Genomic DNA, 20870 nt, shown 5'->3' on the forward strand with positions numbered 1-20870 from the left:
CAAGTGGGTCAATTTTATTGGCCAAAAGTGGGTCAAAATTAATGGCCATTGACAGGCACACGCGCTCGATAGAGAGTCGCCGCGATTGGATATCCATCCTCGCACAGTAGTTGTTGCCTAACAGGTTCATCCGCGATTTGCTTGTCCATAGGTGCCTCTATTTTTCCGAACCAATAATATGCAGACGATCGCTACGGTCTTTACCTGAAGAGATCTTTAGTTTTGCAACGGCGTTTCAAATATGACATACCAATGGTACTTGGCATACCCTTGGTATGTGAAGTAATATTAGACGCATAATTTGTGGAAGATCAACCATGGAAAAACAAAGCAGGCGCCAGGCGTACGCAGAAGAAACCCGGGAGGCTATTCTGGAAACGAGTCATCGACTTTTTAGCCGACTGCTCTTCAGTGGCACCACCCTTGAGGCAATAGCGGAGCAGTCGAGAGTAACCAAGGGCGCTGTGTACCACCATTTCAAAGACAAGCGAGCTGTTTTCAGCGCTTGTTTGGAGCGTCAGGCGAAACAAGTGTCCGGGGTTATGGCCGCTGTCCCTCAACAGGATGACGTTTGGGCTTATGCATTTGCTCAGTGTCGAGCCTTTCTGGATTTTATAGTCGCCCACGGCAAGTACACCATTTCCCTGCAGCAGGCGATTACCGTACTTGGGTGGGAAGCTTGGCGCGCAATCGACTCTCATTACACCCTGGGGCATATCGAACGGATAGTGGCGCGTTTACAGGACAGTGGACGTATGAAGCTTTACTCGCGGGAGTTGGTGGTCAATATGATTTATGGCTTGCTGGTCAATGCTGCAATGAATCTAAGTAGTCTGCCGAACATTGATCAGACTTATCAAGACTTGGACGAGATGGTGCAGGATATGCTGAACGGTCTCAGGATTTAGGCGTGAAATTGACCTATGCAGGCTTTCGTAACCGGTTATGGTCCGGGCGCCGTCCGCCAGACGTTACTGCGAGCCGCTGCTTATTTCAACCTTAAACATAGGAGGACTAAACCGATGTCTACCCAACATTTCGTAAACGAGGTACAGATAAATTGTGATCCAGAATCAGTATTCGAGTACGTCACCAATCCTGATAGATGGCATGAATGGTATCCATCGTCACAGCCCTCCGATAAAGAGCAGAGGGCTAGCGAAGTCGGACAAAAATTCGAAATAGTCACTGTGCAAAAACCAATCAAGTTAATTCCCTTTACGATCAAAAAGACGCTGACTTACACGGTTTCCAAATCGGAACATGCCAGATCCTGGGAAATTAATGCCACTTCGGATCTCGTTGACTCAACAACTAGTTATACGCTTACGCCATTAGCGAATGGCACATCATTCAAACGAGAATTCAGGTATGTAACGAAGTCATGGCTAACGATAGTCGAGCCTATATTATTGAGGAAAAGCATCATTGCTCAAGCACGTGCGGGGCTCAATAATCTCAAGGCTATGGTTGAGTCAAAATCTGCCTAACTAATATGAGCAGCAGGCCGTGGACTTCCCTCACTCAGAATAGAAACTATGAAGCTTTTATTAGTTTTCCTCATCGTTTTCGTGTCGGGCTGCGCCGCAAAAGGGCCTGCCTTCTCAGAGTCATCCTTGCCTGATGATGGTCACCCGTTGATATTCGTGTACCGACCCTGCAACTGGGTCGGGAGTGCTGCCACCCTGTTGATCCAATTCAACAGCGACGAATTACGCTCGTTGAAGAATTGCGGGTTTGTGCGCTTACGCACGTCACCCGGAGCGCAGCGAGTGCAAGTTCTCGCCAGGGGGTTCCAGAGCTGGGGGGCGCCTGAGCCTCTGGTTGAGTTTGAGGCCGTCGCGAATCAGACTTACTTTGTGCGTTACACCGCTTCAGCGAGTTTTATTCCAAGCGGCGCGGGGGGGCTGATACCGCTGAGCTCAAGCACGTTCATGGAAGTGGATAACGCGACGGGGCTCCAGGAGATAAGAGCGTTGAACCTCTCGGATTGATCTGCTTAAGAACTACCAATAAACGCGCAAGACTGCCTGGACCTCACATCGCCATGACAGTGAAAGCGTGCGAGCGCACTACCTGCAACATCTTCCAGTTGAATGGCTCGGACCTGCTCCGACACCGTATGGCGAGTGGACAGCCTGGGGCAGCTTCCAGCGGACACTGTGCGAAGACCAATACTGCTCTATTTTTCCACGAAACTGCATTATTGATGCTGCGCTTATTTTCGCCAGGCGAGCACAAGTCCTCCCGCTACCAGATACATACCCAGGCCGAACGCCAGGACAGTGGGCAACAGTGTCTCCGCGTCAGGTAGAATGGCCATCAACGACAGGACCAGCGTCAGATTTCGTATCAGGGTAATCAATATCACCGTGCGCCGCTGGATCCTGTCACGCTCCATCGCGAGCGGAGCGAGCATGAACAACATGACCAGCAATGCTGCCGCGTATAGAGGTTCGGCCGGGCCGCTGAGGATCTCAGCGGTATAGCGAAGGGTCAACGCGATCACCAACAACAGAGTCAACACGCTGCCCGCGCGGTCCACGCGGGGAAGCCAGCGATGACTCCAGCCTGAATACCTGTGCGTCACCGCGATACCCAAGAGAAAAGGAACAAGGGTGATCAGGAGCAAATACCCGGCCAGTTGCGTCACTGGTAGCCTGTCAAATGCAGACAGCCCCAAAAACTGCAGCCCTGCGACGGAAAGCGCCGTCAATGACAGCAGGCTCAATGCAACCAGAACCACGATCAGGGTCCCTGCGAGGGGGGCTGAGCCACTGACACGGCTTACAAACGCCCCTGCCGAGGTTCCTCCAGCGCACAGAATACAGAGCAACATTGCCAATAAGACATCATCACTGAACCAAGTGGTGGCGAAGCCGATGACAAGCCAGCCCGATAGCGGAATGATGACGTTGTACGCCAGAATAGCCCTCGCCAGGACTGCATAGTGAAGATCCAGGCGCCGGCCATCAAAAGCGAGCCCAAGTCCCAGCATGATCAGCACGGTATTGAGTGCAGCCCAGTAATCGAACAGATGATTCATCGACAGCAGCACCCCGTCTCAAGGAGAGTAAGCCGGCTGCGCCAGGACACTGGTTTTTCCAGCAACCGGGTGATGCGTTTCACTACCCGTCGAGCGTCATGACCGACGCCTCGCAAGGTTGCCGAGGCATTGGATTGCTGCCAGGCCATGCCGACGAAAAACAGCCCCGGCACAGTACTCGAGACCCCACCCCGTTGCTGTGCGGCATTTGCCGCACTACAGCCATCAAGCCCTTCAAGATAATCTGGACACGGACGAAAGCCCGTTGCCATCAACAGGGTGTCGACTGTCTGCTCCTCCTTGCCCCAGAGCAAACCGTTGGGCGTGATCTGGTCGAAGAGTCGACTTTGGTTGATTACACCTTCTGCAAGGGCTCGCCGGTAGACACCGGGATCGAGTACCGGAGTTGCCGGTGACCAGCCGCACCAGCGCCCAAGCGGCAGAGTGTCCAGCCCGCTCAATGTGAGCCAGTGGTGCAGATCCCTCCCCAAAGGGCGCTGAGCCAGGAAGCGAAGAGGATGCCGGGAGGAAATGGTTACCTCGTGTGAGGATGCCAGCTCCCATGCAATCTGGATCGCAGAGTTGCCTCCACCAACCACGGCGACCCGGGAGCCGACAATATCCGCCGGCTTGCGGTAGTCCGCTGAATGAAGGATTTGACCGGTAAAATGCTCAAGGCCGGGAAAGGATGGAATATATGGCTGGTTGAAGGGTCCGCTTGCGGAAATGACGGTACGCGCTAACCAACTGTCGCCGTTATCTGTGGTCACGGAAAAATGCTCGGCTTCACGCTGGACCCGAGCTACCCGCGTCCGAAAGGCAATCGGAAAGGCGAAGTGCCTGGCGTAGCTTTCCAGATAATGGATGACCTCGTCGCGCACTGGATAGCGCCCGGGATTGCCTGGAAAGGCAAGCCCAGGCAGACCACTGTAGCGAGCTGGAGAAAACAGTCTGAGACTATCGTAATAGTACGGCCAGGAACCGGCGGCCCGATCCGAGGCTTCGAGCACATGAAACTTCAGTCTGGTTTGCTGCAAGGCATGAGCGGCGGCCAGACCGGCCTGCCCCGCACCTATGACAATAACGTCAAACATAACAATTCCTTGTTTCGGGAAAAAACGAATTATTGACAAAAAAACATCAGCAACATTGCTTCAGATACTGCCCTAGCTGGTCCAGCGTTGTCTGTATCTGCGCAACGTTGACGCGATACTCGACTTCCTTGCCTTGTTTTTCACAACACAGTAATCCGGCTTCACGCAATTGTTTCAGGTGCTCGGACACAGTCGACATCCCCAGTCCGGTCTGCCTGCTGACATCCCCGACAGTCATGGTGTTATTGCTTGCAAACAGCATCACGATACGTTGGCGATTCTGGTTTGACAGTGCTTGCAGAAAGCGATTGATCTCGGGGGGCAGCGTCATTAGCGTATCTTTACCGTACATTTCGGATTTTACCGAAATTTACGCCTGCAAACAGCACTAGTCAAGGCGCCGAAGCAGCTTCCTACCGCGGAGACCGAGTAGCCAAAGTATACAGGGGCCTATCACACGCCCCCGCCATACCCCCTCCCGCCCTACTCTGCTATCATTCCTCCCCTTTTCACCCGTCATCAACAGAAGCCGACTGTCCATGCCAAGCCCCACGACACCACGCCAGATCCTCGTCACCAGTGCCCTGCCCTATGCCAATGGCTCGATCCATCTGGGGCACATGCTCGAGTACATACAGACTGACATTTGGGTGCGCTTTCAGAAGCTGCGCGGTAACCGGTGCATCTATGTGTGTGCAGACGATGCCCATGGCTCGGCCATCATGTTGCGGGCGGAGAAGGAAGGCATCACTTCTGAGCAGTTGATCGACAACGTCAAAACCGAACATACCGCGGATTTCGCCGATTTTCTGGTCAACTTTGACAACTATCACTCGACGCATTCGGAGGAGAACAAATATTTCTCCGAGCTGATCTATGCGCGGCTGAAAGAAGCTGGGCACATCAGCACGCGGTCGGTGACGCAGTATTTTGATCCCGAGAAGGAAATGTTTCTTGCTGACCGCTTTATCAAGGGCACCTGCCCCAAGTGTGCGGCAGAGGATCAGTACGGCGATAACTGCGAGAAATGCGGGGCAACTTACGAGCCTACCGAACTCAAGAATCCACGTTCGGCAATCTCTGGCGCTACGCCGGTATTGAAGGATTCCAAGCACTTCTTCTTCCGCCTGCAGGACTTCAGCGACATGCTCAAGGAGTGGACCCGCAGCGGAACGCTTCAGGACGCAGTGGCAAACAAGATTGCCGAATGGTTGGACTCCGGCCTGCACGAGTGGGACATCAGCCGCGATGCGCCTTACTTCGGCTTTGAAATTCCCGGTGAGCCGGGCAAGTATTTCTATGTGTGGCTGGATGCGCCAATTGGTTACATGGCCAGCTTCAAGAACCTGTGCGAGCGGCACCCTGAGCTGAGCTTTGATGCGTTCTGGGCCGCCGATTCAGAGGCTGAGCTGTATCACTTCATCGGCAAGGACATTATCAACTTCCACACCCTGTTCTGGCCGGCCATGCTTGAAGGTGCGGGTTTCCGCAAGCCGACAGCAGTGAATGTGCATGGTTACCTGACCGTGAACGGGCAGAAGATGTCCAAGTCCCGCGGTACCTTCATCAAGGCGCGCACCTATCTCGACCACCTGTCGCCTGAGTACCTGCGCTACTACTACGCGGCCAAGCTGAGCCGCGGCGTGGAAGACATGGATCTGAGCCTGGACGACTTTGTGCAGAAGGTGAACTCGGACCTGGTCGGCAAGGTAGTCAATATTGCCAGCCGTTGTGCCGGCTTCATTCACAAAGGTAACGACGGCGTCATGGTCGCGGCCAATCCGGCACCAGAGCTGACGCAGGCATTCGCCGCCGCCGCACCCGGCATTGCCGACGCCTACGAAAAGCGCGACTTCTCCCGGGCAATGCGCGAAATCATGGGTCTGGCCGACCGTGCCAACGCCTGGATCGCCGACAAGGCGCCCTGGTCCCTGAACAAGGTGGAAGGCAAGCAGGACGAGGTACAGGCCATCTGCTCGCTGGGCATCAACCTGTTCCGCCAACTGGTGATTTTCCTCAAGCCGGTGCTGCCGAAACTGGCCGCCGATGCCGAGGCATTCCTGAACGTGCCCGAGCTGACCTGGAACAGCCATGAGACTCTCCTGGCCAATCATCAACTCAACGCATTCACGCCCCTGCTGACCCGTATCGAGCCAGCGAAGATCCAGGCCATGGTCGAAGCCTCCAAGGAAGATCTGGAAGCTGCTGCGACCGAAAGCGACCCTGCTGCAGCCACTGGCAATGGTGAGCTGACAAAGGACCCGATCGCCGACGAGATCGATTTCAATTCCTTTGCCGCCGTGGATTTACGGGTAGCGCTGATCGAGAAAGCCGAGTTCGTCGAGGGTGCGGACAAGCTGCTGCGCTTGACCCTGGATATTGGTGATGCCAAGCGTAATGTGTTCTCCGGCATCAAGAGCGCTTATCCTGACCCGAGCAAGCTTGAAGGCAAGCTAACGCTGTACGTGGCCAATCTGGCTGCGCGCAAGATGAAGTTCGGCGTTTCCGAAGGCATGGTGCTGGCCGCCGGACCCGGTGGCGAAGAGATCTACCTGCTAAGCCCCGACGCAGGCGCCAAGCCCGGTCAGCGGGTAAAGTAAAACCAGCGTTTTCCAGCGATCACATTATGGTTAGGTAAAATGACGGAATTTGCCCTCATCCTGGTCAGTACCATACTGGTCAACAATTTCGTACTCGTGCAGTTTCTCGGGTTGTGCCCTTTCATGGGCGTGTCGAGCAAGCTCGAGACGGCCATCGGCATGTCGATGGCAACGACCTTTGTTCTGACGCTGGCATCGATTCTCAGCTACCTGACCTTTCAGTACATCCTGGTGCCATTCGAGCTGGAGTTTCTACGCACCATCTCGTTTATTCTGGTAATCGCGGTGGTGGTGCAGTTCACCGAAATGGTCGTGCACAAGACCAGCCCGCTGCTGTACCGCGTGCTGGGTATCTTCCTGCCACTGATCACCACCAACTGCGCAGTACTGGGTGTGGCTCTGCTGAACACCAACCGGGCCGAGCAGACCTTCATGAAGTCGGCGGTCTATGGTCTGGGCGCTGCACTGGGTTTCTCCTTGATTCTGATACTGTTTGCCGGTTTGCGTGAGCGTATCGCCATCGCCGACGTCCCTGCCCCGTTTCGCGGTGCGGCCATTGGCATGATCACGGCCGGGCTGATGTCCCTGGCGTTCATGGGCTTCACTGGCTTGATAAGGTTGTAGGCATGTCAGTCGTCATTACTGCAATCATTGTCCTCCTGATTCTGGCGCTGATCTTCGGCGCCATCCTCGGTTATGCCGCGATCCGCTTCAGGGTCGAGGGCGACCCTATCGTCGATCAGATCAACGCTCTGCTACCCCAGACCCAGTGCGGCCAGTGCGGCCATCCTGGCTGCAAGCCCTATGCCGAGGGCATCGCCAATGGCGGCGAGCCGATCAACAAATGCCCGCCCGGCGGCGAATCCACAATCCAGGCCCTGGCAGACCTGCTGGATGTAGAAGTATTACCGTTGGACGCCGAACATGGCGAAGAGAAGCCGCGCACTGTGGCCTACATTCGCGAGGCCGAATGCATCGGCTGCACCAAGTGCATTCAGGCTTGCCCGGTGGATGCGATCCTTGGCGCAGCCAAGCAGATGCATACGGTGATTGTTGATGAGTGCACTGGCTGCGATCTGTGTGTGGAGCCCTGCCCGGTCGACTGTATCGACATGGTGCCGCTGCCCACCACGCCACAGAACTGGAAATGGGACTACCCCCTGCCGCCGCAAGGCGTGATTGCTACTGACCGGGGAGCCCTGTAATGGAAGCACCGATTCGCATCTGGGATATTCACGGTGGTATTCATCCAGAAGAAAACAAGCACCAGTCGGTACAGCATGGTCTGGAGACGCCACCTTTACCCAAGCGTCTGATCCTGCCATTGCTGCAGCACATTGGTGCGCGGTCCGAGCCACTGGTGGCCGTTGGCGACACCGTACTCAAGGGTCAGATGATCGCGGAGGCCAGTGGAATGATGAGCTGCCCGCTGCACGCTCCCACCTCAGGCACTATAACCGCCATCGGCCCGGCACCCTTTCCACACGCCTCAGGGCTCGAGGAATGGGCCATTACCCTTGAGAGCGACGGTCAGGACCAGTGGACCACCCTGGAGCCAATTGTCGACTACCGCCAACTGGAGGCAACACCGCTGCTCGAGATCATCCGCATGGCCGGCATCAGCGGCCTGGGCGGTGCGGGCTTTCCAACCGCGGTCAAGCTCAAGGCGCGGCCCGAGCAGAAGATCCATACACTGATCATCAACGGCACCGAGTGTGAGCCGTACATCACCGCAGACGATACCGCTATGCGTTACAGGGCACCTGAAGTGGTCGCCGGTATCGAGATTCTGATGCACATTCTCAAACCGGATCAGGTCCTGATCGGCATTGAGGACAACAAGCCCGAGGCGCTGGAGGCCATGCGCAACGCAGCAGCCGACAAACCCATGCAGGTGATCTCGTTTCCGACCAAATACCCCTCTGGCGGTGAGAAGCAGCTGATCCAGATACTCACCGGCAAGGAGGTTCCGAGCGGGGGCCTGCCGGCTGATATAGGCATGGTGTGCCAGAACATCGGCACCATGATCGCGATCCACGATGCGGTTATTCTGGGTCAACCGCTGATCAGCCGGGTAACTACCCTGACTGGTGCTGCACTGACCCGTCCAACCAACGTGATGGCGCTGATCGGCACGCCCATTCGTGACCTGCTCGAATTTGCGGGCGTGCAACCAGACAATCTCTATCGCCTGGTCATGGGCGGGCCGATGATGGGGTTTACCCTGCAAAGTCTCGACGCCCCGGTCATCAAGACCAGCAACTGTCTCCTCGCTGGCACCAACGAAGAATTGCCGCCCCCACCCGCGGCACAGCCCTGCATTCGCTGCGGGCTATGTTCGGAAGTCTGCCCCGCCGTTCTGCTGCCCCAGCAACTGCACTGGTTTGCAATGGGCAAGGATTACGATCAGCTCAAGCGGCTCAATCTGTTCGATTGCATCGAATGCGGCGCCTGCTCCTATGTCTGTCCCAGCAGTATTCCGCTGGTGCAGTATTACCGAGCGTCCAAGGCAGAAATCCGCGCGCTGGATCTGCAGCAGCACAAGGCAGACCATTCCAAACAACGCTTCGAGCATCGCCTTCAGCGGCTGGAACGTGAAGCAGAGCAAAAAGAACTGGAACGTCAGGCCCGCGCCGAAAAGACCGCCCGCATGAAAGCTGCCAAGGAACAACAGGCGGTCAGCGCAGCGAGCGTCTCCGGCGACGAGCAGCCCGATGTAGCCCGGGTAGAAGCGCATAAACCGGCCAGTCTGACGGCGGAGCAGAAGCAACTGAAGATCGCCGCAGCTACTGCCCAGATGGCCCTGAAAAAAGCCCGCAAGCAGCTGACCAGTAATCCCGATAGCGAAGAGATCAAGGCCCAGATCCCTGAACTGGAGCAGGCCTGCGAAGATACTCAGCGGGCATATGACGCGGCGCTGGGCGAGACCTCAGTCAAGGCTGCTCCGCCCCCAGCCGCCGGGGCCGACGATGAAACCAAGCGCCTGAAGATCGAAGCCGCCATGCTCCGCGCAGCACTCAGGAAAGCGGAGCGCGCCGCGGGTGACGCACCCAGCGAAGAGCAGGAAAAGGAAATCTACACCCTGCGCGAACAGGTTGCGGCTGCAGAAGCACGCCTGCCCCAGGATGAAGCGCCCAGGAAGCAGGCTGAAAAGAAGCCTGTGGATGAGAACTCGCGCCAACTCAAGACGGACATGGCGATGGCCAAGGCCGCCTTCAAGAAGGCCGAACGGGCTCTGCAGGACGATCCCGGCAATACTCAGCTGGAAACCGATCTGGCCGACGCAAAACAGGCACTCGATAGTGCCGCCAAGGCTTTTGCCGATCACATGGCCAGTAAGGAGACCGACTGATGGCTCTGGTGCGCATGACCTCACCCCACGCCAAGGGGAACAACCGCACTCAGACCATCATGCTCTGGGTCCTGGCCGCCACCCTGCCCGGCGTGCTGGCGATGACCTGGTTCTTCGGTTGGGGCACGTTGATCAACATTGTACTGGCGACCGGATTTGCGTTGGCCACCGAGGCGCTGATCCTCTGGCTGCGCAAGCGGCCGATCAATTTCTTCCTCAGCGATGGCAGCGCGCTGGTGACCGCCTGGCTACTGGCTTTGGCGCTGCCACCACTGTCGCCCTGGTGGCTGGTACTGATCGCCAGCAGTTTTGCCATTGTGTTCGGCAAACAGTTGTACGGCGGCCTCGGGCAGAACCCCTTCAACCCGGCCATGCTGGGCTATGCGGTGGTGCTTATCTCCTTTCCTGTCGAGATGACCACCTGGCCTGCCTGGCGCGGCGTCAGCGAGGCTCTGCCCGACGTACAGGCCACATTGGGCCTGCTCGAATCGCTGCAGCGGGTGTTCGTGATCGGCGTCCAGGCGGTTGACGGCTGGACCGCTGCCACGCCACTGGACATCGTCAAGAATAACGACAGCCTGACCATGGTCGAGCTGGCAGCCCAACGGCCCGTATTTGGCGCCTTTGGCGGCAACGTATGGGAGTGGATCAACCTGGCATTCCTCGCCGGTGGCGTGTTCCTGATCTACAAGAAGATTTTCACCTGGCATGCACCCGTGGGTATGCTTGGCGCGCTGTTCGTCATGAGCCTGCTGTTCTGGGGTGGTTCAGGCTCGGGCTCCAATGGCTCGCCCCTGTTTCATCTATTCAGCGGTGCTGCCATGCTGGGCGCGTTTTTCATCGTTACCGATCCGGTCTCCGGCGCCACCAGTAAACTGGGCCGCCTGGTATTCGGTATGGGTGTGGGCATACTGGTTTATACCATCCGGGCCTGGGGCGGCTACCCCGATGCCGTTGCATTTGCCGTGCTGCTGATGAATCTGGCCGCGCCCACCATCGACTATTACACCACTCCGCGCACCTATGGCCACCGCAAGGCCGAGCGCGGTATGGGCAAGGTGGACTGACTATGCAGAACCCGCTTACCACCGGCAGCTCGGTATTTCGCAACAGTATCATCCTGGGCGTATTCGCGATGTTCACTGTAGGCCTGATCGCCATTACCCAGCAGGGCACAGCCGAGCGCATCGACGACGCAAAACGCCGCGTACAGATGAATGCGCTAACGCAGATTCTGCCCGAGGATCAACATGAGAACGATCTGCTGGACGATACCTTCATGGTTGGCAACACCGAACTGCTGAAGCTGCCCGCCCCTGCCGAGGCCTATCGCGGCCGTGAGAACGGCGATGTCGCTGCAGTGATTCTGCCGGTCGTTGCCCCTGATGGGTACAGCGGCCGTATCGACCTGCTGGTGGGTATTCGCGCCAATGGCGAAATAGCTGGTGTGCGTGTCACCAGTCACCGCGAAACACCGGGCCTTGGCGATAAGGTCGAGCTGGCCAAAAGCACCTGGATACTGGAATTCAATGGTAAAAGTCTGACCATGCCAGCGCCGGAAAACTGGGGAGTGCGCAAGGACGGAGGTGCATTCGATCAGTTCGTCGGGGCAACCATCACACCCAGGGCAGTAGTACAGGCGGTCTATCGAGCCTTGCAATACTTCGAAGAAAACCGCGCCATGCTGCTGGAATTACCTGAAAAGGAGCCCACCAATGGCTAGCACCAAACTCTCCGAGATTACCGCTCAGGGGCTCTGGCATAACAACCCGGGCCTTGTGCAGCTCCTCGGGCTGTGTCCACTGCTGGGCGTGAGCAGCACTACCGTGAATGGTCTTGGGCTGGGTATCGCCACCATTCTTGTTCTGGTCGGCTCCAATCTGGCAGTGTCGATCATTCGTAGCGCCGTCACTGACGCGGTCCGGCTACCTGCCTTCGTGATGATCATTGCGGCGCTGACAACCTGTATCGAGTTGCTGATGCAGGCGTATACCTACGAGTTGTTCCTGATTCTGGGTATATTTATCCCGCTAATTGTTACCAACTGCGCGATCCTCGGACGCGCTGATGCATATGCCTCCAAGCACCCTGTCCTACCGTCAGTGGTAGACGGTTTCATGATGGGTCTGGGATTTGCCCTGGTCCTGGTGGTGCTGGGCATGCTGCGCGAACTGGTGGGCTACGGCACACTGTTTGCGGGCATGGATTTGCTGCTTGGCCCTATCGCCGCGGACTGGCGTATTGTCGTGTTCCCGAATTACAAGGATGTGCTTTTTGTAATTCTGCCGCCCGGCGCATTCCTGTTCATGGGGCTGTTGATCGCGCTGAAGAACGTTATCGACGGCATCCTGAAGGAACGCGCCGCCGCACGTGCAGCCAAGCCTGCCGCTGGCGGCAAGCGGGTTCGCGTCACGGGTACAGTGAATTGAACAGGACATGAACAAGCAAAAACGCCTGGAAATTTTCCAGAGGCTGCGCGAGGACAATCCGACCCCGACAACCGAACTCGCCTACAGCACGCCTTTCGAGCTACTGATTGCAGTCATTTTGTCTGCGCAGGCCACCGACGTTGGCGTCAATAAGGCTACCGCCAGGCTCTATCCGGTAGCCAATACTCCCGAGGCGATCTTCAGTCTCGGTGTGGCGGGTCTATCTGAATACATCAAGACCATCGGGCTGTTCAATAGCAAGGCGCGCAATGTAATCGAAACCTGTCGCTTGCTGATGGAGAAGCATGACAGCCAGGTACCCGATAACCGTGAGGCCCTTGAAGCTCTCCCCGGTGTCGGCCGCAAGACCGCGAACGTCGTCCTCAATACGGCCTTTGGTCATTCTGCCATGGCCGTGGATACGCACATTTTCCGCGTCAGTAATCGCACTGGGATCGCCAAGGGCAAGAATGTTCGCGAGGTAGAAGACGGACTGATGAAGCATGTTCCCAAGGATTTTCTGGTAGATGCTCACCATTGGCTGATCCTCCATGGACGCTACGTTTGCAAGGCCCGCACGCCACAGTGCGGGAGTTGCCGCATAGAAGACCTGTGTGAATACAAGCTCAAAACCTCCTGACAACAGAACCTTCGCTCGCATTTGTTCCCATGATTGAAAAAATCTATTTCCGCTTAACTCAATCTGCCGTTATAAGGTGCGCAAATGGCATCATCACTGTGGAGTTGAGTCATGGCCAAAGCAAAAACCGAGATAGAGCTGGACGACGATGATTTCGTTGAGGAGGACGATACTCCCGATACCGATTCGGGGAATAACTCCAAAACCAACCTGACCAAGCGCCGCCTCATCGATAATTATCTTGAGGAACGTCGCCTGCAAAAGCAGTTACTGGATTTTGATTTCGAGGAATAATCCTGCGGACTGCCTAGTCAACCGGATCTATCATCGGGGACGTGTTTAAACGGAAAATTTATCACGCCTCCGAATCCGATAGATCAGACTAATAACGCCCATCACTTAAATCTGTTTTGCCATCCACCCAGGGTCCTATATTCTTCAGTCATTAGGGAATGATTCCCATTAACAGACTTTGGGGTGCACCATGATCAAGACAACCACTTTCGCGATTATGCATTTCTCGATTGCCTTCGCAGTCGTATACGCAATGACCGGTAGCCTGTTGATAGGTGGCGCAGTGGCGCTCGTGGAGCCGGCGGTGAACACCGTCGCCTTTTATTTTCATGAGAAGATCTGGAAACGTATTGAGCAGCGCGGAGGCGTTACTATCGCCGGACGCTTCCATTCGTTCATCCGCGTCTGAAACAAGCTTAAATATTCAATTTTAAGGGCGTTGAGGAACTAAATACCCTATTTTGGGTACTACTTGTGAACTCGCCACGGAATAGCTCGATGCCCAGACTCTTTCTCTCCCTCTTTTTCGTTACCGCTGTGCTCAATGCACCCTCGGTAAGCGCTGACGATTTCAATTACCCGGACATCAACGCTTTTCTATCTACCATCGGAGGTACGCCAGAACCCCTGCGTACCCCTGTGCCCAGCGAACCAGATATCCAACAGGAAGATCTGCGAGTGACGGTTCTCCCGGACCGCAAGCTCCCCCCTGCTTTCGATTTTTACAGCAAAATGGGCTTTCGAGTTGCTTGGCATGACGAGCCTGCGCCCCTGGTTTTTCTTATCGCCGGTAGCGGGTCGGGTTACAACAGTGCACGTCTGGATTACCTGAAGGCGCTGTATTGGCAGGCCGGCATGCATGTGATCGTCATGTCTTCGCCGACCAACTATGACTTTATAGCGTCCGCTTCCACCAGCGGACTGCCCGGACTTGGTCAAAGGGACGCACGCGATCTGCACACGGCAATGTCTCTAGCCCTGGAGCATGCCCGCAATGAGACGGGCCTGGAGGCAACAGAGTTCAGGATGGTGGGGTTCAGCCTGGGAGCAATGAACGCTGCTTTTGTTAGCGCGTTGGACGAACATCTGGGGCAATTTGATTTTACTCGGGTCCTGATGCTTAATCCGCCGGTAAATCTGTACGATTCAATCAGGCGTCTGGATGCACTATCCCATACCAGAGTGCCTGGGGTAGATAGCACCGAAAGCTTCTATGAACATATTTTCGACAAGCTTTCACGATATTTTGCCCTGCGCGGTGACAGTGATATTGAAAGTACGGTGTTCGAGGGTATTCAGACCTCTGAGGAGGCGCTGTCAGATGCGGAAATGGCCATGCTGGTAGGTGCGGTATTCCGTTTTGCTGCAGCGGACCTGAACTTCATGTCAGACCTGATCAACGACAAAGGCAGATATGCCCCCACAGACCAGCGTATAACCGTCAGCACGTCGCTGACACCTTACCTGCGTCGGGCTCTGTTCTGTGACTTCAGTTGTTATCTGCGTAATCAGCTCTGGCCGGACTGGCAAAGCCGTAATGCAGAGAAAACCATCGAAGATATGGCCTTCGAAACAAGTCTGCAGAGCATCGAAGAGCATATTGCCAACAATCCACGCATGGCCGTGATTACCAACGCCGATGATTTCATACTGACTCGCGATGATTATCGCTATCTCGCCGATACCTTCGCAGAGCGTGCCTTTCTATTTCCTAGGGGCGGCCATGGTGGCAACTTGCAACACCAGCAGGTTACCGCACGCATGCTGAGTTTTCTCGAAGGAGCCAAACCATGAGCCGGATCGCAGTCGCCCTTGTTTCCATGTGTCTGGCAAGCAGCCTGCAGGCGCAACAGGATATCCCCGAGTACACCGATCCGCTTGAGGGTATTGCGATCAAGCAGGGTGAGGGTTATCAGTTTGAGCGTTCCAGCCTTCGTGCCTTGAATGTTCAGGATCCAATCGAAGGATTCAACCGGCGTATCTACCGGTTTAACGCACGCTTTGACGACCTCGTTTATCTGCCCGTGGTCAACACCTATGAATGGGCCACACCCAAGTTCGTCCGAACAGGTGTTTCCAACGTTTTCAACAACCTGGGTGATATTCCCAATCTGGGTAACAGCCTTTTGCAGGGTAAGGTGCAGAAGAGCATGCGCACCACTGCTCGGCTACTTTTCAATACCACTCTGGGTGTTCTGGGCCTGTTTGATGTAGCAGAAAAGATGGGACTTCCACAGCAGCGCGAAGACTTTGGTCAGACGCTGGGATTCTACAAGGTTCCGCCAGGGCCGTATCTGGTGCTCCCTTTTCTGGGGCCCTCTTCACTGCGCGACGCCAGCGGCCAGGTTGTCGACTGGACCGTCGAGGATTATGTGGAATTTCTGAATAATCGCGAGGTGAAGAATAACAACCCTTCGCTGTGGGCCTTGCAGGCTGTTGATCTCCGGTATCAGAACGATTTCCGCTATGGTGCCCTGCACAGCCCTTTCGAGTACGACCAGATACGGTACTTGTATACCAAGTTGCGGGAGCTGCAGATTAGCCAGTGAGTCTTCTACCCCACCCTGAAAATGATGTGTTCTTCCCAATCATCTTCGGGGACTGACTCTTCGGCAACCATGCGTCCGGCCTGGGATATGCCTGCGGCATGCACTGCGTCGGGGTCGCCACAGATCAGGTGATGCCAGGGTGGTAGTTCCTTGCCCTCCGCAATGCGCCGATACCCGCAGGTGGGAGGTAACCAGCTGAACTGGGCGGCAGCTCCCGGGGTGAGCTGGATGCAGTCGGGAACGTAACGCACACGGTCTGCATAATTGCTGCACTGGCAGGTATTGCGATCGAGCAACTTGCAGGCGACGCGGGTGTAGTAGATCGCATCCGCATCGTCCTCGTCTTCCAGCTTTTGCAGACAGCACAGACCACAGCCATCACAAAGGGACTCCCACTCTGTCTGGTCCATTTGCTCAAGTGTTTTGCGTTGCCAGAATGGCTCTACTCTTTGCGCCATAATCAGCTCTCCTCACCCAGCACGTCGGCAAGAAACCCCATTGCGGTGCCCAGATCAAAGGGCCAATCCAGCTCCGCGCCGGTATCCTCACGGCGCAGCACCGGAATCCTTAACTGGTATTGCTCCATCAGGGCGTCACTCTCGGTAATATCCTGCTCGCGGGGGTGCAGGCCATTGCCCTGCAAGGGCGCCAGCTCAATGGTTGCTGCCTCGCACAGATGGCAGGCGGTGGTGCCGTATAGAGTCAGATCAGGAACAGGTTTCATGGGTGATCAAATCAGGATGAACGAATGGACGGGAACTGTTATGGAAGAGGCTATGGTAACCCGGGAGCGCCCTACAGAACATAAGCAGACAGTCCACCCGACGCTTGGCAGCCCCGGCGCCATGCAACATACTCAAGGCCCTGCAGGGAGACAAGAATGGATTGGGAAACACTGCTGTGCCGCGAGCGACTTGGCAAACCGGTTGCAAGTAACGAAGAGCTGGGGCGTACGCCCTTTCACAAGGATCACGATAGAGTGATTTTTTCCGGTGCGTTTCGCCGGCTGGGTAAAAAGACCCAGGTGCATCCCGTATCGAGCAATGATCATATTCATACTCGCCTGACCCACAGTCTGGAAGTAGGCTGCGTCGGCCGCTCACTGGGCATGCGCGTTGCGGAAATGCTCAGAGATGAGCTACCCGCCTGGTGTGAACCGGCCGATATAGGGGTGATCGTCCAGGCGGCTTGCCTGGCCCATGACATAGGCAACCCCCCCTTTGGTCACTCCGGTGAGGATGCTATCCGGCACTGGTTTCATCAGGCTCACCGCAAGGGCTGGCTGGACCCGCTGACGGAGGCCCAACGTCTGGATTTTCTCAGTTTCGAGGGCAACTCCCAGGGATTTCGGGTACTGACCGAGCTGGAATATCACCAGTTCGAAGGCGGCATGCGCTTGACCTATGCAACGCTTGGCGCCTACCTGAAATACCCCTGGACGGCCCGCCATGCTGACAGTCAGGGTTACAAGAAACACAAGTTTGGCTGCTATCAGGCGGAGTTCCCGCTGCTTGAACAGATTGCCGGCAAACTGGGTCTGCCAATGCAGGCTGACCAATGCTGGGCTCGCCATCCACTGGTATATCTGGTCGAGGCCGCAGACGATATCTGTTACGGGCTGATTGATCTCGAAGACGGCATGGAAATGGAGCTCCTCGATTATTCCGAAGTCGAGCATCTGTTGTTGCAGCTGGTTGGTGATGATCTGCCGGAAACCTATCGCCAACTTGGCGCTCAGGACTCGACCCGGCGGCGCCTGGCCATCCTGCGTGGCAAGGCCATAGAACATCTGGTCAACGCAGCAGCAGAGGCCTTCATCAATCAACAAGCGGCTCTGTTGGCCGGCACGTTGAAAGGTGACCTGGTGGAGCATATGCATCCTAATGCCCGTCGTTGCGTACTGGAAGCCAAGAACATGGCGCGGGAACGGATCTTCCAGGACAAGCGAAAGACCCTGCATGAGATCGGGGCTTACAGCACGCTGGAGACTCTGCTTGATGCGTTTTGCGGGGCAGTCAACGAGCAGCACGCTGGCCAGCATCTGAGCTTCAAACACCAGCGCATCCTGGACCTGATGGGCAATAATGTACCGGGACCAGATTGGGATCTGTATCGCAGCTACCTGCGTGTTATTGATTTTATTGCTGGCATGACCGATCTGTATGCTGCCGATATGGCAGCACGTATTCGGGGGGTCAGCCCTGCTTGAGGGCTGACTCGGTGCTCAGGCGCAGACGCTCAAGCAACAGATCAGCAAGCATGTAGTAAGCGCTGACAGCCTGAGTGGCTAGCTTGAAAAATGCCATGGAGCCCAAAGCTGGATTCGCGGAATCACGCAGTAGTGCTTCAATCGCAAGTAACAGCGCATCGACCCGATCTTCCGCCTCACGGACCGGTTTCGCCAAAGACTCCCTCAGCATAGGTTCCACACTCAGCTGTGCCGGGGCCAGGTACAGTTGCTCGCGGATAAGCTGACCAAGACGCTCCAGCTCAAGCTGCTGAGATGCACTGTTCTGACGGCGCGCTGCGATGCCGGTCCCCACGGCCCTGGCCCTGCCTAGCAGTTCGGCATTCTTCAACAGGTCGAGCCAGAGCCCTTCGGGCTGTGGTGCCAGGCCGCCAAGACAAATCAGATCATGCCTGTCGCCCAACTCTTCGATAGTCGCGAGAATCAGTTCTGTAAGATCATGGTGTAGTTGCAGAACCTTGAGGGGGCTTTCGCCTTGGCGTTCGCGTTCGATCTGGTTCCACAGGGGGAAAACCTCCCGCCAGGCATCGTGCCAGACAAGGTTCGCGCGATGAGTCGCGGTACGCTCAAGAAGCCTCGTGACATGGGCATGCACTGTCCAGCGGTCACTTTCAAGGGCGTGGGCGCCAGACATGACACCAAAACAAAGGCCTCGGTGACGTTGCGTCTGCTCCAGTAATTCGCGCAGCAAACGCAACTGACCGAGAGCCCGAATTCGGGCTTCAAGCTGCAATCTTCTGGCTCGCCGCTTGTGCCGAGCACGAGCAAAGAGCAGTCCGACCAACACCCCAATTCCTGTGAGCAGCGACCAGACCATTGCGCCTCCCGCCGGGCCTTAAACCTCAGAGCGGCCCGATAACAGTTCTATCCGATAACCATCCGGGTCTTCGACAAAAGCCAGTATGCGTGTGCCATGTTTCATGGGACCGGCTTCGCGTACTACGTTGCCACCGGCAGCCTTGATTTGCTCACAGGCCTTGTAGACATCCAGCACTTCGATAGCGATATGGCCGTAGCCCTCGCCCAGATCGTAGTGGTCGGTATCCCAGTTATAGGTAAGCTCTAGCACGGCATTGTCCGCTTCATTGCCGTAGCCTACAAAGGCAAGCGTGAATCGCCCCTGCTCGTTATCCTTGCGGCGCAGAAGCGTCATGCCGAGCACTTCAGTGTAGAAGGCGATGGAAGCGTCAAGATTGCCGACGCGAAGCATCGTATGGAGAATGCGCATGCAAACCTCCTGAGGTCACAACCAAAAGCAAAGCGCTTGAAGCTTGAGACTTGCAGCATAAAGCTGAAGCCTGACTGGCTTTAGTGCCGCCAGGCTTCAACTGCTAGCTGCAAGCTTCTAGCTAGTTTAAAGCAGCTTGCGCCCTTTGCTCGCCGCAATACGCATACGCAATGCATTGAGTTTGATGAAGCCTGCGGCGTCGGCCTGATCATAGGCACCGGCGTCGTCTTCAAAGGTCGCGATGGCGGCGTCGAACAGTGAGTCGTCCGACTTGCGGCCAGTCACAATCACGTTGCCCTTGTACAACTTCAGACGCACAACTCCGTTCACATTGGCCTGCGATGCATCAATCATCTGCTGCATCATCGCCCGCTCGGGGCTCCACCAGAAACCGTTATAAATCAGCTCGGCGTACTTGGGCATCAAGCTGTCTTTCAGGTGCGCGACCTCACGGTCCAGGGTTATGGACTCGATGGCACGGTGACCCTTGAGCATGATGGTGCCACCAGGAGTTTCGTAGCAACCACGGGACTTCATGCCGACGAAGCGATTTTCGACGATATCCAGACGGCCAATACCGTTCTCGCCGCCGATGCGGTTCAGCTCGGCTAGCACCGTAGCCGGAGACATTTCCTTGCCATCAATTGCGCTGATATCGCCATTGCGATAGGTCAGCTCGATATAAGTCGGAGTGTCAGGAGCGGTCTCTGGAGACTTGGTCCAGCGCCACATGTCTTCTTCGTGTTCGGTCCAGGTATCTTCCAGTACGCCGCCCTCATAGGAGATGTGCAGCAGGTTGGCGTCCATGGAGTAGGGAGACTTCTTCTTGCCATGACGCTCGATCGGAATACCGTGCTTTTCCGCGTAGTCCATCAGCTTCTCGCGTGACAGCAGATCCCATTCGCGCCAGGGAGCAATCACCTTGACACCGGGCTTGAGTGCATAGGCGCCCAGCTCAAAACGGACCTGGTCGTTACCCTTGCCGGTCGCACCGTGGGAGATGGCGTCAGCGCCGGTCTCATTGGCAATCTCGATCAGTCGCTTGGCGATCAGCGGACGTGCAATCGAGGTGCCCAGCAGGTACTCGCCCTCATAGACGGTATTGGCGCGGAACATCGGAAAAACGAAATCGCGCACGAACTCTTCGCGCAAATCGTCGATGTAGATCTCCTTCACGCCCATGGCCTTGGCCTTGGCACGTGCTGGCTCGACCTCTTCGCCCTGCCCCAGATCAGCGGTGAAGGTCACAACTTCACAGTCATGGGTATCTTGCAGCCACTTGAGAATGACCGAGGTATCCAGACCACCTGAATAGGCCAGGACGACTTTTTTCACATCAGACATTACGCGCTCCCTTGAAAATTGATCAACGCCACGCACGGGGCGACGG

The 20870-nt window shown here is 56.1% G+C and carries 23 protein-coding genes; 15 read left to right on the forward strand and 8 right to left on the reverse strand.

Annotation, left to right across the window (positions count from 1 at the left end):
- Positions 1–317 precede the first annotated feature (317 nt).
- Both AAC076_RS14550 and AAC076_RS14555 read left to right on the forward strand, forming a co-directional pair.
- Positions 318–908: a TetR/AcrR family transcriptional regulator gene (locus tag AAC076_RS14550; RefSeq protein WP_339847006.1), complete on the forward strand. Its 591-nt coding sequence runs from the start codon at positions 318–320 to the stop codon at positions 906–908.
- Between the two features lie 864 nt (positions 909–1772).
- Positions 1773–1994 (forward strand): hypothetical protein, encoded by a 222-nt coding sequence (locus tag AAC076_RS14555; RefSeq protein ID WP_339847008.1) that lies wholly within the window; start codon positions 1773–1775, stop codon positions 1992–1994.
- Positions 1995–2218: 224 nt separating this feature from the next.
- Here AAC076_RS14555 and AAC076_RS14560 read toward each other — a convergent pair whose 3' ends face one another.
- Genes AAC076_RS14560 through AAC076_RS14570 form a run of 3 tightly spaced genes read right to left on the reverse strand, consistent with a single transcriptional unit; the run spans position 2219 to position 4471 of the window.
- A complete protein-coding gene (locus tag AAC076_RS14560) occupies positions 2219–3046 on the reverse strand; it encodes a hypothetical protein (RefSeq protein WP_339847010.1) in 828 nt (275 codons plus the stop codon).
- Positions 3043–4140: an NAD(P)/FAD-dependent oxidoreductase gene (locus AAC076_RS14565; protein WP_339847012.1), complete on the reverse strand. Its 1098-nt coding sequence runs from the start codon at positions 4138–4140 to the stop codon at positions 3043–3045. Before AAC076_RS14565 ends, AAC076_RS14560 begins: the two co-directional genes overlap by 4 nt.
- A gap of 46 nt (positions 4141–4186) precedes the next feature.
- Positions 4187–4471, reverse strand: a complete 285-nt coding sequence (locus AAC076_RS14570; protein WP_339847013.1) for a helix-turn-helix transcriptional regulator — start codon at positions 4469–4471, stop codon at positions 4187–4189.
- Positions 4472–4679: 208 nt separating this feature from the next.
- On the opposite strand from AAC076_RS14570, the gene metG reads away from it, so the two are divergent.
- The 12 genes from metG to AAC076_RS14630 all read left to right on the forward strand — a co-directional run bounded on the left by metG (position 4680) and on the right by AAC076_RS14630 (position 16004).
- Positions 4680–6740, forward strand: coding sequence for a methionine--tRNA ligase (metG, locus tag AAC076_RS14575; RefSeq protein WP_339847014.1), 2061 nt, complete (start codon positions 4680–4682; stop codon positions 6738–6740).
- A 39-nt stretch (positions 6741–6779) separates the two neighbouring features.
- Positions 6780–7364 carry an electron transport complex subunit RsxA gene (gene rsxA / locus AAC076_RS14580; protein WP_150277142.1) on the forward strand — a complete coding sequence of 195 codons (585 nt, stop codon included), beginning with the start codon at positions 6780–6782 and terminating at the stop codon, positions 7362–7364.
- A 2-nt stretch (positions 7365–7366) separates the two neighbouring features.
- The gene (rsxB, locus tag AAC076_RS14585; RefSeq protein WP_339847016.1) at positions 7367–7945 is read left to right on the forward strand and encodes an electron transport complex subunit RsxB; all 579 of its coding nucleotides are present in this window, start codon (positions 7367–7369) and stop codon (positions 7943–7945) included.
- Positions 7945–10092 carry an electron transport complex subunit RsxC gene (gene rsxC / locus AAC076_RS14590; RefSeq protein WP_339847017.1) on the forward strand — a complete coding sequence of 716 codons (2148 nt, stop codon included), beginning with the start codon at positions 7945–7947 and terminating at the stop codon, positions 10090–10092. The genes rsxB and rsxC overlap by 1 nt, the downstream gene beginning before the upstream one ends.
- Positions 10092–11159, forward strand: coding sequence for an electron transport complex subunit RsxD (rsxD, locus tag AAC076_RS14595; RefSeq protein ID WP_339847018.1), 1068 nt, complete (start codon positions 10092–10094; stop codon positions 11157–11159). The genes rsxC and rsxD overlap by 1 nt, the downstream gene beginning before the upstream one ends.
- A gap of 2 nt (positions 11160–11161) precedes the next feature.
- Positions 11162–11815: an electron transport complex subunit RsxG gene (gene rsxG / locus AAC076_RS14600; RefSeq protein WP_339847020.1), complete on the forward strand. Its 654-nt coding sequence runs from the start codon at positions 11162–11164 to the stop codon at positions 11813–11815.
- Positions 11808–12521: an electron transport complex subunit E gene (locus tag AAC076_RS14605; protein ID WP_339847022.1), complete on the forward strand. Its 714-nt coding sequence runs from the start codon at positions 11808–11810 to the stop codon at positions 12519–12521. Before rsxG ends, AAC076_RS14605 begins: the two co-directional genes overlap by 8 nt.
- A 7-nt stretch (positions 12522–12528) precedes the next feature.
- Complete coding sequence (gene nth, locus AAC076_RS14610; RefSeq protein ID WP_339847024.1) at positions 12529–13161, forward strand: endonuclease III; 633 nt, start codon at positions 12529–12531, stop codon at positions 13159–13161.
- A 111-nt stretch (positions 13162–13272) separates the two neighbouring features.
- Positions 13273–13455, forward strand: coding sequence for a hypothetical protein (locus AAC076_RS14615; RefSeq protein ID WP_339847026.1), 183 nt, complete (start codon positions 13273–13275; stop codon positions 13453–13455).
- A gap of 190 nt (positions 13456–13645) precedes the next feature.
- Entirely contained in the window at positions 13646–13864 is a 219-nt protein-coding gene (locus AAC076_RS14620; protein ID WP_339847029.1) for a DUF2061 domain-containing protein, read from the forward strand.
- Between the two features lie 89 nt (positions 13865–13953).
- Entirely contained in the window at positions 13954–15249 is a 1296-nt protein-coding gene (locus AAC076_RS14625) for a serine/threonine protein kinase (protein WP_339847030.1), read from the forward strand.
- A complete protein-coding gene (locus AAC076_RS14630; protein WP_339847033.1) occupies positions 15246–16004 on the forward strand; it encodes a VacJ family lipoprotein in 759 nt (252 codons plus the stop codon). The genes AAC076_RS14625 and AAC076_RS14630 overlap by 4 nt, the downstream gene beginning before the upstream one ends.
- Before the next feature lie 5 nt (positions 16005–16009).
- Here the strand turns inward: AAC076_RS14630 and AAC076_RS14635 are convergent, their stop codons facing one another.
- Both AAC076_RS14635 and AAC076_RS14640 read right to left on the reverse strand, forming a co-directional pair.
- Entirely contained in the window at positions 16010–16462 is a 453-nt protein-coding gene (locus AAC076_RS14635) for a YcgN family cysteine cluster protein (RefSeq protein ID WP_339847035.1), read from the reverse strand.
- Positions 16463–16464: 2 nt separating this feature from the next.
- Positions 16465–16728, reverse strand: a complete 264-nt coding sequence (locus AAC076_RS14640) for a glutaredoxin family protein (protein ID WP_339847036.1) — start codon at positions 16726–16728, stop codon at positions 16465–16467.
- A 156-nt stretch (positions 16729–16884) separates the two neighbouring features.
- On the opposite strand from AAC076_RS14640, the gene AAC076_RS14645 reads away from it, so the two are divergent.
- Positions 16885–18213, forward strand: a complete 1329-nt coding sequence (locus AAC076_RS14645; RefSeq protein ID WP_339847037.1) for a deoxyguanosinetriphosphate triphosphohydrolase — start codon at positions 16885–16887, stop codon at positions 18211–18213.
- Here AAC076_RS14645 and AAC076_RS14650 read toward each other — a convergent pair.
- The 3 genes from AAC076_RS14650 to AAC076_RS14660 form a co-directional block, all read right to left on the reverse strand.
- Positions 18200–19069, reverse strand: a complete 870-nt coding sequence (locus tag AAC076_RS14650; protein WP_339847039.1) for a hypothetical protein — start codon at positions 19067–19069, stop codon at positions 18200–18202. The genes AAC076_RS14645 and AAC076_RS14650 overlap by 14 nt on opposite strands.
- An 18-nt stretch (positions 19070–19087) precedes the next feature.
- Complete coding sequence (gene gloA / locus AAC076_RS14655) at positions 19088–19480, reverse strand: lactoylglutathione lyase (protein ID WP_339847040.1); 393 nt, start codon at positions 19478–19480, stop codon at positions 19088–19090.
- 126 nt (positions 19481–19606) lie between these two features.
- Positions 19607–20824 carry an argininosuccinate synthase gene (locus tag AAC076_RS14660; RefSeq protein ID WP_339847041.1) on the reverse strand — a complete coding sequence of 406 codons (1218 nt, stop codon included), beginning with the start codon at positions 20822–20824 and terminating at the stop codon, positions 19607–19609.
- Positions 20825–20870: the final 46 nt, after the last annotated feature.

Origin of the sequence: uncultured Halopseudomonas sp. (assembly GCF_963977355.1) — a bacterium.
Classification (GTDB): domain Bacteria; phylum Pseudomonadota; class Gammaproteobacteria; order Pseudomonadales; family Pseudomonadaceae; genus Halopseudomonas.

Excerpts from the sequence above, each read along its gene's own strand:
- AAC076_RS14550 (WP_339847006.1), top strand. The coding sequence starts at position 318 with ATGGAAAAACAAAGCAGGCGCCAGGCGTACGCAGAAGAAACCCGGGAG.
- AAC076_RS14560 (WP_339847010.1), bottom strand. The coding sequence starts at position 3,046 with ATGAATCATCTGTTCGATTACTGGGCTGCACTCAATACCGTGCTGATC.
- AAC076_RS14565 (WP_339847012.1), bottom strand. The coding sequence starts at position 4,140 with ATGTTTGACGTTATTGTCATAGGTGCGGGGCAGGCCGGTCTGGCCGCC.
- AAC076_RS14570 (WP_339847013.1), bottom strand. The coding sequence starts at position 4,471 with ATGACGCTGCCCCCCGAGATCAATCGCTTTCTGCAAGCACTGTCAAAC.
- metG (WP_339847014.1), top strand. The coding sequence starts at position 4,680 with ATGCCAAGCCCCACGACACCACGCCAGATCCTCGTCACCAGTGCCCTG.
- rsxA (WP_150277142.1), top strand. The coding sequence starts at position 6,780 with ATGACGGAATTTGCCCTCATCCTGGTCAGTACCATACTGGTCAACAAT.
- rsxB (WP_339847016.1), top strand. The coding sequence starts at position 7,367 with ATGTCAGTCGTCATTACTGCAATCATTGTCCTCCTGATTCTGGCGCTG.
- rsxC (WP_339847017.1), top strand. The coding sequence starts at position 7,945 with ATGGAAGCACCGATTCGCATCTGGGATATTCACGGTGGTATTCATCCA.
- rsxD (WP_339847018.1), top strand. The coding sequence starts at position 10,092 with ATGGCTCTGGTGCGCATGACCTCACCCCACGCCAAGGGGAACAACCGC.
- rsxG (WP_339847020.1), top strand. The coding sequence starts at position 11,162 with ATGCAGAACCCGCTTACCACCGGCAGCTCGGTATTTCGCAACAGTATC.
- AAC076_RS14605 (WP_339847022.1), top strand. The coding sequence starts at position 11,808 with ATGGCTAGCACCAAACTCTCCGAGATTACCGCTCAGGGGCTCTGGCAT.
- nth (WP_339847024.1), top strand. The coding sequence starts at position 12,529 with ATGAACAAGCAAAAACGCCTGGAAATTTTCCAGAGGCTGCGCGAGGAC.
- AAC076_RS14615 (WP_339847026.1), top strand. The coding sequence starts at position 13,273 with ATGGCCAAAGCAAAAACCGAGATAGAGCTGGACGACGATGATTTCGTT.
- AAC076_RS14620 (WP_339847029.1), top strand. The coding sequence starts at position 13,646 with ATGATCAAGACAACCACTTTCGCGATTATGCATTTCTCGATTGCCTTC.
- AAC076_RS14625 (WP_339847030.1), top strand. The coding sequence starts at position 13,954 with ATGCCCAGACTCTTTCTCTCCCTCTTTTTCGTTACCGCTGTGCTCAAT.
- AAC076_RS14630 (WP_339847033.1), top strand. The coding sequence starts at position 15,246 with ATGAGCCGGATCGCAGTCGCCCTTGTTTCCATGTGTCTGGCAAGCAGC.
- AAC076_RS14635 (WP_339847035.1), bottom strand. The coding sequence starts at position 16,462 with ATGGCGCAAAGAGTAGAGCCATTCTGGCAACGCAAAACACTTGAGCAA.
- AAC076_RS14640 (WP_339847036.1), bottom strand. The coding sequence starts at position 16,728 with ATGAAACCTGTTCCTGATCTGACTCTATACGGCACCACCGCCTGCCAT.
- AAC076_RS14645 (WP_339847037.1), top strand. The coding sequence starts at position 16,885 with ATGGATTGGGAAACACTGCTGTGCCGCGAGCGACTTGGCAAACCGGTT.
- AAC076_RS14650 (WP_339847039.1), bottom strand. The coding sequence starts at position 19,069 with ATGGTCTGGTCGCTGCTCACAGGAATTGGGGTGTTGGTCGGACTGCTC.
- gloA (WP_339847040.1), bottom strand. The coding sequence starts at position 19,480 with ATGCGCATTCTCCATACGATGCTTCGCGTCGGCAATCTTGACGCTTCC.
- AAC076_RS14660 (WP_339847041.1), bottom strand. The coding sequence starts at position 20,824 with ATGTCTGATGTGAAAAAAGTCGTCCTGGCCTATTCAGGTGGTCTGGAT.